7 protein-coding genes and 1 tRNA gene are annotated in these 15508 nt (G+C 56.4%); 5 read left to right on the top strand and 3 right to left on the bottom strand.

All coding sequences use genetic code 11. The annotated features are described in order from the left end of the window. Nucleotides 1-90 precede the first annotated feature (90 nt). From CCHOA_RS04060 to CCHOA_RS04050, 3 genes are all read left to right on the top strand, one after another. Nucleotides 91-1644, top strand: coding sequence for an alpha/beta fold hydrolase (locus tag CCHOA_RS04060; RefSeq protein WP_123927199.1), 1554 nt, complete (start codon nucleotides 91-93; stop codon nucleotides 1642-1644). Between the two features lie 683 nt (nucleotides 1645-2327). Continuing rightward, nucleotides 2328-2400, top strand: a tRNA-Arg gene (locus CCHOA_RS04055). A gap of 268 nt (nucleotides 2401-2668) precedes the next feature. Next, a protein-coding gene (locus CCHOA_RS04050) for an IS3 family transposase (protein WP_425453751.1) occupies nucleotides 2669-3905 on the top strand; the annotation gives its coding sequence in 2 pieces (ribosomal slippage) (nucleotides 2669-3022 and nucleotides 3024-3905; 1236 coding nt in all). An 88-nt stretch (nucleotides 3906-3993) separates the two neighbouring features. On the opposite strand, the gene CCHOA_RS04045 is transcribed toward CCHOA_RS04050, so the two are convergent. The 3 genes from CCHOA_RS04045 to CCHOA_RS04035 form a co-directional block, all read right to left on the bottom strand. Next, nucleotides 3994-4188: a PspC domain-containing protein gene (locus CCHOA_RS04045; RefSeq protein WP_123927196.1), complete on the bottom strand. Its 195-nt coding sequence runs from the start codon at nucleotides 4186-4188 to the stop codon at nucleotides 3994-3996. A gap of 289 nt (nucleotides 4189-4477) precedes the next feature. Next, on the bottom strand, nucleotides 4478-5377 hold the full coding sequence (locus CCHOA_RS04040; RefSeq protein ID WP_123927192.1) for a hypothetical protein: 900 nt from the start codon (nucleotides 5375-5377) through the stop codon (nucleotides 4478-4480). Further along, nucleotides 5374-9744 carry a DEAD/DEAH box helicase gene (locus CCHOA_RS04035; protein ID WP_123927189.1) on the bottom strand — a complete coding sequence of 1457 codons (4371 nt, stop codon included), beginning with the start codon at nucleotides 9742-9744 and terminating at the stop codon, nucleotides 5374-5376. Before CCHOA_RS04035 ends, CCHOA_RS04040 begins: the two co-directional genes overlap by 4 nt. Nucleotides 9745-11836: 2092 nt before the next feature. On the opposite strand from CCHOA_RS04035, the gene putP reads away from it, so the two are divergent. After that, on the top strand, nucleotides 11837-13426 hold the full coding sequence (gene putP, locus CCHOA_RS04030) for a sodium/proline symporter PutP (protein WP_123927187.1): 1590 nt from the start codon (nucleotides 11837-11839) through the stop codon (nucleotides 13424-13426). Between the two features lie 258 nt (nucleotides 13427-13684). Then, complete coding sequence (locus CCHOA_RS04025) at nucleotides 13685-15379, top strand: HNH endonuclease family protein (protein WP_123927184.1); 1695 nt, start codon at nucleotides 13685-13687, stop codon at nucleotides 15377-15379. The last annotated feature ends 129 nt before the right edge of the window (nucleotides 15380-15508 follow it).

Here is a 15508-nt window from a genome sequence, read left to right as displayed (position 1 = left end):
GCGAAAAACTTAGGAGGATAGCCAATCAAGCCTGCCCCAAAACAACGATGGAAGCGTCCGCTCCATGCACTACTGTGTGCCACGGCACTTGTGACCGGTGTGGTCGCCTCACCGGCGACAGCTACCGCGGACGCGCAATTCACCCGAGTCGACTGTCCACCAACGGTAGTTGGCGCTCACCGCTGGTGTGGTGAAGTTGCCGCTCCACTTTCCGGCGGAACACAGCCAGAAGGTGCAACCACCACCATCGGATTTATTGTTTCTCCGGCCACCGGCACGAAGCAGGGCACCCTGTTTGTCAACGCTGGCGGCCCAGGCGGCGATGCTTACACCTTCGTCGATGGCACCTTTGCTGAAGAGGTGCACATTCCTCGTGTGTTGAACGAACACTTCGACATTGTTGGTGTGCAGCCGCGCGGCATGGTCGGTTCCACCGGCATTGCATGCGATGAAACCCTGCAACCTGACCCGATTCAAGTTGCGATCGAGCCGGCCGGGTTTTTACGAACCGCCTGCGCACAAATGGGTGAACCATTTCTTTCCTCGCTCACCACTGAAAATGCTGCCCGCGATATGGAGGCGGTGCGGCGTGCCCTCGGGGTGGAAACCATCAATCTGTACGGGCTTTCCTACGGCACTTATTTGATGAGTGCCTATGCCAGCCTCTTCCCCGAACACACCGGTCGCATCGTGCTAGATAGTGCTATGAATCCCGACCGTGCCTGGAACGGTATTCTTGCTGATCAGCAGCAGCCCTATGTCACCGGCATGCATCGAATGTTTGGCTGGATCGCCGAACATGATGCCGACTATCACCTTGGCACCACCCCACACCAGGTGTATGACAAATGGGTGCAGGTGGTCACCCGGCAAACCGGTGTGCCGCCGGCAGCAACCCCACCACCACTCCAGGAAGCAGACGTCGATCCTGCTAGCCGGGCAATCCTGCCAATGCTCAACGCTACCCAGGCATCCCGGGCGCAGCTTGCTTCGGCTGCCGGTAACGTCGCCAAAGGCGCCCCACTGCAGGCAGTAGTCGCACCGGCGTCCCAAGTGGTGCGTGCCGCAATCCCACAAGAACAACTGTGGCCGGATGTTGCAACATATTTACAGGTCAATCTCGGCCTGGCCACACCGCCGGAGCCAACCCCAGCAGAGATTCAGCAGGTGGAGCTGGCGAAAACCTTCACCGACTACACCAATAAGCTCAACGTCTCCGCCCAGGTCATGCAGACCTTTATTCTCTGCAACGAAAACCAGGTAGCCGGTGATGTCACCGCCTACCCGGCAGCGATTTGGACGAACTGGTTTGCCCAAGATGTGTTGGATTCCCCGCCGCTGCTCGCCCGATCTGGGCACAGCTGCAACGGCCTCCGCCCAGTGACGAAACCTGTTGCTGTCGATCCCGACCGGCTGCCAACCCGTCCACTGCAGTTCCAATCGATATGGGATCCGCAAACCCCGTGGGATCAGGCAATGATTATTCACGATCGCTACAACACCACACTTGTCACCGTTAATAACGGCAATCACGGTCACGTCACCACCGGCAATGCGAAAGCTGCAGCGATCGCCGCAGACTACCTGCTCACCGGCAAAGCCGAAGAACAAACGATCGACGGCCCGCCTCTAGCGATTAAGTAACTAGCTGCCTCCTCGGCAATTGCGAATAGTGTTGCCCCACCGGCAACACTCCGCCACGGTGTCGGTGTCACCATAACGGTGACGCCAACACCGTGGTGTTTTTTCCCTCAACACTGCCCTAGCGGAAAACACGAAAAGCCCCGAAAATCATGCGCTGCACAAGCTCGCTTGGAGGAAACCGCACCTTCACCGCACGGCTCTAGTTACTGCCTGCCACCTATGCGAGTGTGATTTGACGAGTGTCACCGCAAGCTCTGCACAGCACAGTGGACGGCCAACCAACTTACAGCGGCAATCAGCGAAACAACTGATATGTGATTCAGCCTGGCCGGCGAGTGTTCGAACACAGTGCAACTTCGCTGTGACACGACTGGCTTCCTGTGGCGACTTCTCATAGGATCACGACCTTTTTCCTTTGCCGGTTGCAACGGTGATCTGACCTTGCCGCGATCCACAGCGCTAGTGAAAACCACACCATCTAACGGGTGCTCCAAAGATCCAACACAGCCACTTGGCCGACATATTACCGCAGTTCAAAACAGGTTTTTCCCACTTCTACTGGCAGTCAGTTGGGTTCAGCCACCAGGCGTGCTAAAATCATCCATCGTTGCATGTTGTGCAAACCACATCGCTGTGACTTCCTTGCCACAGTGCAGATGTTCCCGGTGCACAATACCAACATTGCCTCCGTAGCTCAGTGGATAGAGCATTGGTTTCCGGTACCAAAGGTCGCACGTTCGAATCGTGTCGGGGGCACTTTTTTATGCCCAAATCTGGCTAGCTAGCATCAAACAGCTTGCAACGAAGCGACCGTTCACCACTGTTGCCCCGATACGCAACAGCTACTCCAAACCGAGGTTCAGCACGGGCCGCTCATCCAACATTGCTGGGCTTGCAGGGGTTTCTAAGTCGGCGTAATCCTCAAATATCTCCCGCCGAAGGTTACTGGCTTAAAGCGCAGCGATAGCACAATTTGAAGTGTCCCAGGTTTTGTTCCGTCTGAGTAGATGGGAAAATCTAGAACATGCCAAGAAAATTTGACCAGGATGCGAAGGATCGTGTGGTTCGTCTCGTGGAAGACCGCATCGTGGCGGAAAATATGTCTCTGCAAGCCGCGTGCCAGGCGGTAGCCCCAAAGCTGGGGGTTTCATGGCACACAGCTCGTCAATGGACTCAGCAGGCCCGCCGTGCAGGAAACATCCCAGAACCCGTGCCTGAAGATTTGGCCGCCGAAAACGCCAGGCTACGCCGTGAAATTCAAAAGCTACGCGACACCAACGAACTTTTAAAAGCTGCCTCAGCTTTTTTCGCGTCGGAACTCGACCCACAACGAAAGGAAATGATCCGGTTCATCGATGAATACCGGAGTCGTTTCTTGAGTCGAGTTCATCTGTCAGACGTTGAAAAATAACCGAGCTGGTGGGTTTATCACCTCGCGTGGGTATCGCCAGGCTAAGGCTCGTGGATTAAGTCCTCGTTGCCTTCGCGATACTGTGCTGGTTGAACGCATTAGCACTGTTCATCGGGATAATTACAGTGTCTACGGTGTGCGGAAGATGTGGCATGCTCTTCGCCGTGACGGAATTGATATCGGTCGTGAACAAACTGCGCGGTTGATGCGCCTGGCCGGTGTGTCTGGCAAAGGCAAAGGTAGATCACCTATCACAACCCGTAAGCCTGGTGTGCCTGATCTGCGCCCGGACTTGGTCGAGCGTGAATTCAAAGCCCCAGGACCAAACAAACTATGGGTGGCAGACATTACCTACGTACGCACACAGAAAGGCTTTGTGTACGCGGCATTTGTCACCGACGTTTACTCCCGACGGATAGTGGGGTGGGCGCTATCGGACTCGATGCGCACTGAAGCGTTGCCACTGCAAGCACTCAACCAGGCGATCGTGTGTGCTGAAAAAACAACAGGGCTCATCCACCATTTAGATCACGGCTCACAATATGTCAGCGTTGTCTATAACGAGCGACTTGCCCAACACGGGATTGCCGCTTCTACTGGATCTGTCGGGGATTCCTACGATAATGCACTGGCTGAAAACGTTAACGGCTCTTATAAGAACGAGCTCATCCATACTCGCAGGTGGAATGATGTTGTCGAGGTGGAAATTGCCACGTTTGAGTGGGTGTCGTGGTGGAACGAGAATAGGCTCCACCAAAGCTTGGGCTACCGAACCCCCACCGAGGTGGAAACCGAATTTTGGAATCAGAACCGGCCACAAGGAAAAATAAAAATCAAGGCAAATGCCTAGGAACAAAACCCGGGGCACTTCAGTAGCACAAGCCGTCGCAGTGCAACACACTGCACAGCCACTTGGGGTGGCCACAGGTTCATGCAGACTATTGCACCGGGAAAAGCACCCACAGTACAAGATAGATAATCACCTGGGTGCCAGGTAAAAACAGCGACAAGATAAATAGCAGACGAACTAAGTTGACATCGACACCGAAGGATTCGGCCAGGCCACCGCAGACACCGGCAATCATTTTCTGAGTAGCGCTACGATGCAACGGTTGCTGAAGATATTTCGACATACCGGCTATTATCGCATGAAATGCCACACCTGTGCACACTGGCAAGCCCCGGCCAACAAGGCGTGCAGAATACGGACGCAGCCGCGGTTGACAATCTTGCCCACCGATTATTGGCATATCCCCTGCCCTGCTCAACACTGCCCATGACGCTTTCCTATCCAGACTGTGCAGGGCTCAACTTTTCCCGCGGCGCAATCCACGAAGAGGTGGAAGCTTGCGCCAAGCGCCCCCGGTAGGCGGGCAGCTGTTGCAGTGCAGCCGGTTTCCGATTGCTGCATAGCACACCGCTCTAGTGGGGTGGTTTTGGCGGATTGGTTGAGTGTGCCGGTGGAGCTGGCTGGGGAGTGTATTCGACGAGTTGCCGTGCAAGGTCTCGCTGGGTTTGCTCAAGCAGCAGCCCGTGCTGAAGCCCAAATTGGTGCAGGGTCACCCAGATGTGTTGGAGCTGCTGCGCAGTTTCTTCGATCAGCGTCGGCACATAGGTTATTGCAGTGAGTGCAGAAAGCAGATTGTTATAGTGTTTTGGCTGGTTGTCGGCCGCTGACTTGATCGGGTTGACAGGAATCCGATCCACAACGGCAGGAAGTCGCGTCCGGGTTTGGGTGGTTTTCACGATCGCTGCCGTTTCCGCGGCAGTGGTGGTCGGGGTTCCGGCGGCAAGCCAGTTCAAGTCGCGCCACTGGTAGATCAGGTCAGGTTGGGCGTCAAGTTGTTGGGCGAGCTGTATCCACACACAAACAAGATGTTTGCACAGATTTCCGCGATCATAATCGGGGCAGTTGCAGTGGGAGTATTCCGGTTGCTTGCCAGGCAACAAGAGTTGGCTGATCGTTTCGATATCAGGCTGCCGGAGACGGTTGGTGTCGTGGAGCTGCTGGTGGAGTCGACGTTGTACGGTGAGGCTGATTGCGGGCAGCACAATGTCAACGACAAAGGGCTGCAGCGCAGTGCCTTTGATCGCCGCCTGGATCCTATCGTGAGCAACCTGCAAGCTAATGAGTCGTCCATCACCCAAATATTGGAGGCCGCGGTTGATCCGTCCAGTATCGGTGTGCTGTGCAAGCCAATCCTTCATCCAACCAACCATGGTGTCAGCTGGCGGATCCGCTAACCGGCGGGGCTGGTTGCGGCGGCGGCGCTTTCGCCGATATTCGTCAAGGTTGATGATATTTTCGAGGTTGTCTGTCACCGGCGTTGCCCCTGTCCCGATTCGGTGGTGTCTGTGGAGTGCTGGTGGTGGTTTGCTGACTGTTGATGCAGCACAGCTGCAAGCTCTTGGCGGTTCATAGCGCTGAGTTGGGATGCGGCAGATTGTTGCAGGGTAAAGTCGGCAAGGTCTCGTTTCGAATCGAGCAGTTGCAGCATATATTGCTCGATGCCGAAGTTCGCAACCACATAGAACACTTCCACATCATGGTGTTGTCCGATCCGGTAGGCGCGGTCGTTGGCTTGTTCCAGCACTGCAGGATTCCACCACAGGTCGGCGTGAATCACCATGGTGGCGTTGGTGAGGGTAATACCGCTGCCACCGGTTTTCGGGGTGAGCACCAGCGCGGCAGGCCCGTTGGGGGATTGAAAGGTGCGAATGATCTTGCGTCGTTCCTGGGCGGACAGTTGGCCGTGGAAAAACGCGATCGGTTCGCCAAACACTGCTGTTAATAGCTCTGCGAGCATGGTGCCGAACGGCACCGACGAGGTAAATACCAGCATGCGGCGCCCCTGCTTTGCGCATCGTTGAGCAAGCTGTTCAATGGCTGCAAGTTTATTGCTGCGATAGTGGCCGTGTGCACTGATATGTGGATCATCGGGCAGGAAAATCGCTGGATGATTACAGATTTGTCGCAGCTCGCTGAGCAGGGCGAAAATTCTGGCGTTGCGTTGCCGCGGGGTGGTTGCCTGATCGGCTTTGGTTTGAAAATCGGTGACCACCTGGTGGTAGAGGGCGATTTGTTCCGGGGTCAGCGGCACCTCTACGACTTCGATGGTTTTGTTTTTCAATCCGAGATCTAGCTGATTTTTCGTTCGCCGCAGCACATAGGGTTCGATGAGCCCGCGGAGACGTTCCATGTGTTGGCGGGCGGTGTGGCGGCGACCAGACACGTCAAGGTCATAGTCTTCTGGATTGCCAGCAAGGCTCACCGGGGGTGTGGCAGGGCCGGAAAGCGAATCAACTTCGACCGGGGCGGCGTAGGCGTGCTGAATCGGGGTGACAAACGATGCGCGAAATTGTTTCTCGCCGCCAAGGACACCAGGGTTGAGCTGCCGGAAATGTGCCCACAGTTCTTGCAAACTATTTTCCACCGGGGTGCCGGTGGCTATCACAGTGTGTTGCCGGCACACTCGTTCGGCGGCACGGAAATTCCGTGAATGGGCATTTTTGATAGCCTGCGCCTCATCGAACACCACCCGGGAAAACAGCGGGCCAACCAGTTCCGCTTGGTCGCGGCGAAGCGTCTCATAGGTGGTGATCACCACATCGACCCTGCCGAGTTGTTGCAGCAAGTCGATCCCGTGTAGCCGATTGGCACCGTGATGCACATAGCAACGGGCGGTGGGGAAAAACGTGGCGAGTTGTTCTTCCCACGCCTGCTGCACTGTTTTCGGCGCCACCACCAGCATCGGTAAGGAGGGGATCGGCGCCGGCGGGCTGTCCGCGTCAGTGACCATTCCTGGGCGGTATTGACCACTGGCCACATCGGCGGCTGGTAGCTTCCACTGTTCTGCCAGGAGTATGCCGCACCGCACCGGGTGGGCACCCACCCCAAACTGTGGGCCGAGTACCTCCAACGCCTGTTCACGCTCATCGATTGCGAGGTTGGCATAGTGCGCAATATCAGCGGCAGCAGCCTGTAAGGTTTGCCACGTGCGGCGTTGCATCGCCGGTGTTGCACCCTCGTGTTGCTCCCAGGCGTAGAGCGCCAACAATTGCAGGGTTTTCCCCAACCCCATGTCGTCTGCCAGCAAACAGCCCACACCTAGCGAGCTGAGATTCGCCATCCACTGGCTGCCCTGCAGCTGATAGTCCCGCAACGTGGCAGTAATCGATGGTGGCACATAGAAGTCCACAGTATTGGTCTGTCCAACCGCCGAGGCTGCACTGGCCGCCAAACCACCAATATGGTGATTCCGCTGCTCATCCAGCGTCTCGTCGTCGTCATTAGCGAGTGTCTGCCGAGTCCACTGCAGCAAGCTGCGCATACGGGTTACTTGATTCATCCATTCGGCCGGGTCACCAGCGGGATCAACGTTGATCCCCAGATCGGCGAAATCTGCTAGCAGATGAGCAAACTCGGCAACCCCGGTCGTCACCCCAGCTTGAAGATGGTGCATGAACTGTTGTGGCGACATGTCTAACAGTTCATCAATGTCCTGCCGTGTTGACCGGCTAGGGGTGTGCCGCGGATCCACAAGTGCCGATCCGATTGATTGCCGAACCCGGGTGAGCGTATGCTTTTCAACCCGCACATAGCGGCCACGGATACGCACCATGTCGCTATTGGCTGCGAGCAGGGCAGCAAATTCTGCATCAGTTAACGGCTGCCCATCCAAGGCGGCCTGCCAATTGAATTTGCACAAATTCGATGCTGAGACAAACCCATATGAATAAGAATCCGCCGCTTTCACCCGCAGGGAGAGCGACTGTGGCTGCGTCCACGCCTTCGGGGCAAGCAGTGTGCAATACTGCTGCCCCTTATTGGCATACCAGTCAACGAGCGCGAGTGCGTCAACCTCCGGCAGCAGCTTCACCCATCCAGCCTGCTGTGGTGAACCTTGCTGATACGGCAACACACCGCTACCTGCACCGGAAGACAACTGGGAAATCGCCGCTGGGGCGACACCCGCATCTGGTGGCGTATTGCTATCGGCGGCAAGCGGATCAGCGTCGTAGGTCACCGTAACGAGGCGCTGCGACTGCAGCGTAGCGATCACTCCAGCTTCATCGCCGAGCGTGGCGCATTCGCGGCGCAACAGCTGCAACGCATCAGCTACTGCTTGGCCGATCGCGGAGGTGGGATCAACCGCAGAGACCGCCCGCAGACGCTGATCTGAGGGGGTGCGAAACAGTAGCTCCACCGCATACACCGGCCCAAAGAGTTCCTCATAGTCGTGTTGATTGCTAGTCGGCACCAGATACTGTGGGGCATCACTATCGCCCAAGGTTACCGTTGCAGCCCGCCCACGGGACGGTGCAGCAGATGTAAAAAGATCCGCCACCGCCACCGGATCGAGCCAGCCATCCCGGGAGAACTCCCCTTCCGCAAACAACGTGCCCACCATGTCGCCGATACTTGGCTGATCAAGGAGACGACGGGCTACCGCCGCATCCCACTGACTCGCTGAATGCTGCCGATCCCATCGCCGCAGCAACTCGGCGTACGCCCAGAAAATATGATCAAACACCACATCAGCAACAGGCTGCACCGCAATTGGCCGCTCCGCGATCCGCATCACCAGCTCTGGTGCTTCAAATTCCGCCCCAGCAAACCAGGCTTTCATATTGCGGGCAAGCTGCGCTGGCTGTCCCTGTGTCAGCGGCGTATGAGTCACCAACGACTCCACCAGTGGCGATATTCGCGGCTGCGCTTCAATACTCTGTGCAAGCGGCGCCTGCACACAATCATTGGCAAGCCACTGCAGACACGACTGATCAGGAATCGCCACCCCTACCGGAAGTGCTGCAACCATCGCGTCGAAAAAATCCGAAAAGCTCGGATCTTCGATAAGTTGTAAACCAGCAACCCAAGACTGTTGATCTTCCGGATCTGGACGGATAGCAAGCTGCACATGGCCAGCACTCACCCACCGCAGCACAGCAAACATTAGCCGGGCAAGCCAAACAGTTTCCGCCGCCCAGAAAAAATCATCATCATCACGGCCAACAAGCGCCGGACTATCCGCAGCAACCACCGCTATCTGCGGGAGTACATCCTGCTGGCTGCGTTGTGTCTTTTCTGTGCTCACCAGCAGCGGCGACCCTGCTGCAATAGCTTGCCGAACAGTCCCCAACTGCTGAGAAAGTTGCTGAAGCTCCAGGTCAGTGACTACAGCCGCTGGTGCAGAAGAGTCATCGGACAAACCCGGGAACATTCTCGAGCTAGCAGCAGGTTCGTCACGATCAGCACACTGATACGCCCTGGTGTCATCAGCCAAGTCAGAAGGAAACAACGTCGCTGCGGTGAGCGCTGGATGATGACGCAGCGTCGAACGAGCAAAATCAAACGAACCCTGCAAACTCCCCACCGCAATCGGAACCAGCTCCAACTCCGGGGTGAGCACATCAATATCTGCAGCTAACCGCTGAAACACCGGCCAACTCGTCGCAGCCCCTAGGCGGAAACCAACAATGCTCCGCCGATCAATTTCCCCATTATCGGCAAGGGACAGCACACTGACGGTACGCGCCTTAGCAACATCAACCCCCCATTCCGCCAGCAGCTCGGCAAACTCCGGCAGATTCCGCATCTGCTTCACAGACAACACTCGCCCATTGACCGACGCGAAAGCGACAATGCCTTCCCTGTCGTGCAGTCGCAGATGGAAACTCGTGTGACTCATAATGTTCCATTATGGACTACCGTTAGCACACGAGCGCCGCCAAGACACTTCCTCGCACCTCACAACCGCTGAATAAGCCCCCACAATCCGGAGCCGCAGCGGCACCTTACCGCCCACGCCCTCCTCCAGCCACCGCCGCGCCCTGCGAAGGACAACTCAGTACACAGCAGTGGGGTGCAGGGAACCGATGACAGTGTTTACAGCAACAGTGCGTACCGGCAGCACATCGTGTCTGCCCGTGACGCTGAACAATCACTGCCCATTACGTTCTAGGTAGGCCCTCCGATCGTGCCATGTGGCGGGCATTATCCACGAACGGCATAGTAGTAATCTTGCTACCATGCGCACAAAAGATTAGCACCGCACTGCCCAGTGTTTGAGGCTCGTCGAATCAATTTTTATGGGTGATTCTGCATGAGAATCGTTGTTCTTTTGTAAGCCCTGTGATGGCGAATACAAAATACAGGCCATTAGTGAGGGCGAATTGGTGGAGACTATTCCTTCCACCAGGCAAGATGAGTTTGACCTTTTTAGCACCCATAACGGGTTTGTTCAGCTACGAGCCACCGGTGGAAGATCGAGATCATGCTGTAACTATTGAAAAAATCACTTTCGTGCGTTTGCAGCGTTTTTTGCGTGCAACCGTTCATCAGGCGGTTTCCGTAGTAACACTGGAATTTGATGATGGCGGCGCCAAGCCTTGCTACTGCAGGTCTGAGCTTTTCCGATTCACCCCCAGTGGATCGGGAAGACAATTGATTAAGCCTAGAGCTTCACAAGGTGATTTCCGGATTTTGAGCCTTCACAAGCTCTCAGAGCCAAATTCGTGGGGGATCGAAAATTCTTGGCGTAGCACTCCGCGATCCTTAAGGGAATACCGACCTAACAGGCCTCTATGGCTTTCGCCTGACTCATATTCCCTACTCTGCGCATGGGTGGTGTAGTCATGCCCCGCCGACAACCATTATGGAGGTGCGTAAAGATTCAATTGCTGGCAGGGGTCGCGGCGGAAATTCGCACAGTGCTGCCAGACGATCGGAGCACAAAATTATTCGCTCACTGACAAGGTGTTGACCCACAGAAGTGTCTTCAACGCTTTCATGTTCCCGATGACTTGGATGGCTTTTCTGCAGCACTGAACACGGTGTACACCCGGTTGCCTCCGGGTGTAGCGACGAGGTGAGCGGTGCCATGACAGCTCGGCTATGCCACGGAACAGCCGTAGTCACCGCATCTATTCGTATCCACTTCGCGGACTGTGAAAATCATCGTTTTGGTTTCCAGATACTTGCGGGTGGCTGGATAGCGGCCACCGACCGGACAGGCGCGATATAGCCGCTAAAAATAGGGGGAAAGCAAACCCCCACCCACTGGACAACACCATTGCCACTATTGCCCGTATCCACTGCCGAATTTGCCCGCACATGTGATACTGGCCAGTGACCTGTGTTACATTACTGAGTGTTGGGGTGCGGAAAGCATCGCACACTAGCCCCCTGTCACCCCCGAAGATATCAGCGTTTTCACCGTGTTACGTCGCAAGGTTGGGGGTGGTTGGACTGGTGTCGGGCAAACCCTGCCAGCCGCCTCCCACGCAAGCTTGCCACGGATCGCCGAACTACAGCCAACAACAGCAGTTTTTCAGAGTAGTCGCCGGCAGACACCGGAACTGTTGGTGATTACTGTTGCGTAACAACCTGTCGCAAACACACCAGATCAACTGCGTGCTTCGGCTATCGTCGTTTCCACCCGACCGCTGGTACGCATTGCAGTAACCTGCCCCCATCCGCTTTGCGGCTGGAGGGCACAGCGATCGCCCTGTTGCACAAAGGGAAACCTACCGACAATCGGGCAACACCATCCCTGGTGCTTCCGTGCATGGCCATGCATCGTAAGGACGCGCCAATGGTCACAACTTCATCCCCCGCGCTGCCTTGACCACCATTGCAGTGTGGCGACAGCGAAGCGTGCAAGGACTACCCGTACAAGTCCCTCGCTGAAATGGTCTGTCAACAGTGAGCAGCTCCTATGCGACCGCACCCGGGTTGCCCACCCCCTATCCCCCACGACCCCGCGAAGGAGATGTTAAGCCATGACCGAACAAACATGGTTTATCCTCGCGATCATTATCTATATGGCAGTGATGCTTGCCATCGGATACTGGTCGTATCGACAAACCGACGAATATGACGACTATATGCTGGCCGGCCGCGGCTTGAACCCATTTGTGGCCGCACTATCCGCTGGGGCATCTGACATGTCCGGATGGCTGCTCATGGGCCTACCTGGCGCATTGTTCGTCACTGGCATGTCAGAACTGTGGATCGCCGTCGGTCTGCTGATCGGCTGCTGGGCGAACTGGTATTTTGTTGCCCCACGTCTGCGCAGCTACTCCGAGGTAGCCGAAAACTCCATCACCATCCCATCATTTGTGGAAAACCGGGTTCACGATAAGAGCCGTATCCTGCGCATCACCTCTTCCATCGTGATCTTGGTATTCTTCACCTTCTATGTGTCCTCCGGCATGGTAGCCGGTGGTAAATATTTCGAAGCAACCTTCGACTCTTCCTACCTCAACGGCATGCTCATTATCGCTGCAGTGACCGTAGGCTACACCTTCGTTGGTGGATTTTTGGCAGTGTCTTACACCGATGCGGTGCAGGGCATGATCATGTTCTTAGCGCTGATTCTCGTGCCGATTATGGCACTGCTGTCGCTGGACAATCCTGGCGATATTTGGTCGTGGGCTGCCAGCCACGACTATGGCCCCTACACTGACGGGATCGGTAACCCCACCTACTTCAAGCTGTTTTCTGGGGTGTCGATTGCCGCGATCATCTCTAATCTTGCCTGGGGCTTGGGCTATTTTGGGCAGCCGCACATTATCGTCCGGTTTATGGCAATTAAAGGCCCGCGCGAATGCCGCACCGGCCGCTATATCGGGATTTTCTGGATGCTGCTGTGCATCATCGGCGCCACCATGGTCGCCATTATCGGTACTGTTTTCTTCGGCCAGGATCCGTCAATTGCGATCACCGACCGCAACAAGTTTGAGACGATCTTCCTCGACATGGCGCGAATTCTCTTCCATCCGCTGATCGCCGGACTGGTGCTCACCGCGGTGCTGGCCGCAATTATGTCGACGATTTCTTCGCAGCTGCTGGTCACCTCATCGGCATTGGTGGAAGACTTGTACAAGATTGTGGTGAAAACCAAGCCGTCGAACCAGGTTCTCATCAACCTGTCACGGACCGCCGTCGTTGCGGTGGCGGTGGTTGCCGGTATTTTGGCAATCAACCCATCTGATTCGATTTTGGCGCTTGTTGGTTTCGCCTGGGCCGGCTTCGGGTCGGCGTTTGGTCCGCTGGTGATTGCTTCACTGTATTGGCGGCGTCTCAACGCCCCTGGTGCAATTGCCGGCATGATTACCGGTGCGCTGGTGAGCTTCGTATGGGGTCAAACCCCGGCACTGCACGCTGCACTCTACGAGATTGTGCCTGGCTTCATCGCCTCGGCGATTGCGATTGTGGTGGTTTCCTTGCTGACCCGTACCCCAGATCGAGCAACGATTCGTCAATTCGACGAATCGGTACGGTTGATTGCAGAAGCTGACAAGCATCCCGAATTGCCGTTTAGCCAACTGCACAATCGGATCGAACCAGCTGCTCAAGCACCGAAATAGCCGCATCGATCGGCTGCTGCACTGCCCAAAAGCTGTGCGTTTCTAAGATGCAAACACATTAAGCTGTTCGCTCACACACCCCGGCATGTGGAGGATAACCACACCGGGGTGCTGTGCTGTCTAGGGGTGGTGCGGTGTGTGTTTTTAGCGGCTCTGCACTGGTGCAGCTGCGCTGCCCGGATCCACGATGGCAAGCGATTGGGCTTGCTGTATCCAAACAGGGAACTGCCTATTTGCTGCCAACAGTCCAACCGTTGTGTGACAGCAAATGAGGAGTCATCACCAGACGAAACGCGGTGGGTTGACGAGGATAATGCCGCAGAAATACCCACCACAGCGTGGTTGGTCATTGCAGTGCACCTCGCAGAGGACGCGGCAGCAGGGCAGATTGTTGATCCACCAGCGTTGGCTGGCGACAAACCGCAAACCAATGCAGCAGCGTTGGACAGCGACAGGCCAATTGATATGGCCGAAGCGGCTGTCTCTGCCGAGGATGCGCACTGGGCGGTCGACGGATCTGTGGGGGACGATGAACGATACGTTGCCAGCAGTCCTGTCTTTCATCCACCAACGACACGGTACAAAGATCATCCACCGCACCAGGTAACACAGCATCAAGCGGACAAGCCGCACCCGGAGAACAAATCACAGCCGGGCGGCATCAAACCTTCCCTAACCGGTAATTCCGATCAGGCAAACCCAACGGCACAATTACTGGCAACACCAACGCCACAAACAACCACGGATCCTGGGGGTAACCCCGCCACGCCAGCTCATCGTGCACAGCAGCAAGGCGTTGCGGAGACGATCACCACCAGGCGATATCCAGTGGTGGACTACACAATGCTGCGGCCGAATCGCGGAAAGCACCAGCGAAGATTACCAACACCCCGCACAGCGCCAAGCCACGAACGCCAGACAGCAGCGGATACTGCATCCACCCAATTAGCCACTCCTCCACCGGGGCACCGGGAATCGGGGACGAAGCTACCTGCGACACAGCAGTCAGCATCCGCCCCTGTGACCGGAAAGCCAAGCCCAGCAGGAACTGCTGCGGCACCGCCTGTAGCCGGCCACTTGAGGAACCATCAGTTAGCCGAACACACCCCGCCACGATTGTTGCGCTTAGGGGTCCTCGCTGCAACCTGGTGTTGTTTGTTGTTGTGGCTAATTCCCGGGTTTGCGCCGATCACCGACCCGCTGGCACGTCCTTTGCAGGAAACACTGCCCCAAGTTGCAATAGTGCAGCACCGGCCGGCACGCGACGACTATCAGCGTATTCAATTCGGCTCATGGGCAGCAGACGCCATCCTCGGCAGCGGCTGCACCACCCGATCCCGGGAATTATTATCAGGATTACGGCACGCCCGAATCGATCCTGCCAACGGCCGTTGCCGTATCCTATTTGCCCCAACCCCAGACCCGTACAGCGGCAGCCTGCTCACCCGGGCAAACCATGTAGAGATTGACCATATTTATCCGTTAGCTGCCGCCTGGGATATGGGGGCGGCAACATGGGAACGAACCCGACGCATCCAATTTGCCAACGATCCCATCAATGTTGTGGCAGTAGCAAAGCAAGCCAACCGAGAAAAATCCGATGCGCTTCCCGGTGACTGGATGCCACCACAGCGCCGTCGCCGCTGCTGGTATGCCAGACGGGTGGCCGCCGTTGCCGCCACCTATGATCTGCCGTTGACAAGGAATGATCGGATCACCATGCTGGCGGCATGCCCCACCGACTGGCTGGGTTTAGCCCAAGGATTTGTTACCCGGCTCGTTGCTCACCCTGCCGATTCGCGACACACCCCCTATGGGAACAGGCAGCACGCCACAAACACACCACTTCACGTGCAGGCTGCAGGCCGGGTAACAGCACCACTCACCGGCGCCGGGCACGGCAATGATGTGACTAGTCGCCGGATACCGGTTAGGGTGAAAGGCTGCAAGTGACCAGATCACAGCGGCAAGGACAACGCTTATTCGAAGTGTCGTCTTTGAAAAAGCTGTGCTGCTCTTGCAGGCGGGCAAGCATTGGATCTGTCCACGCTGACGCCCGACCGTCGTGTTTTCCATCCTGAC

Origin of the sequence: Corynebacterium choanae, assembly GCF_003813965.1 — a bacterium.
In the GTDB taxonomy this organism is placed as follows: domain Bacteria; phylum Actinomycetota; class Actinomycetes; order Mycobacteriales; family Mycobacteriaceae; genus Corynebacterium; species Corynebacterium choanae.
This window is presented reverse-complemented; position numbering and strand designations above follow the sequence as displayed.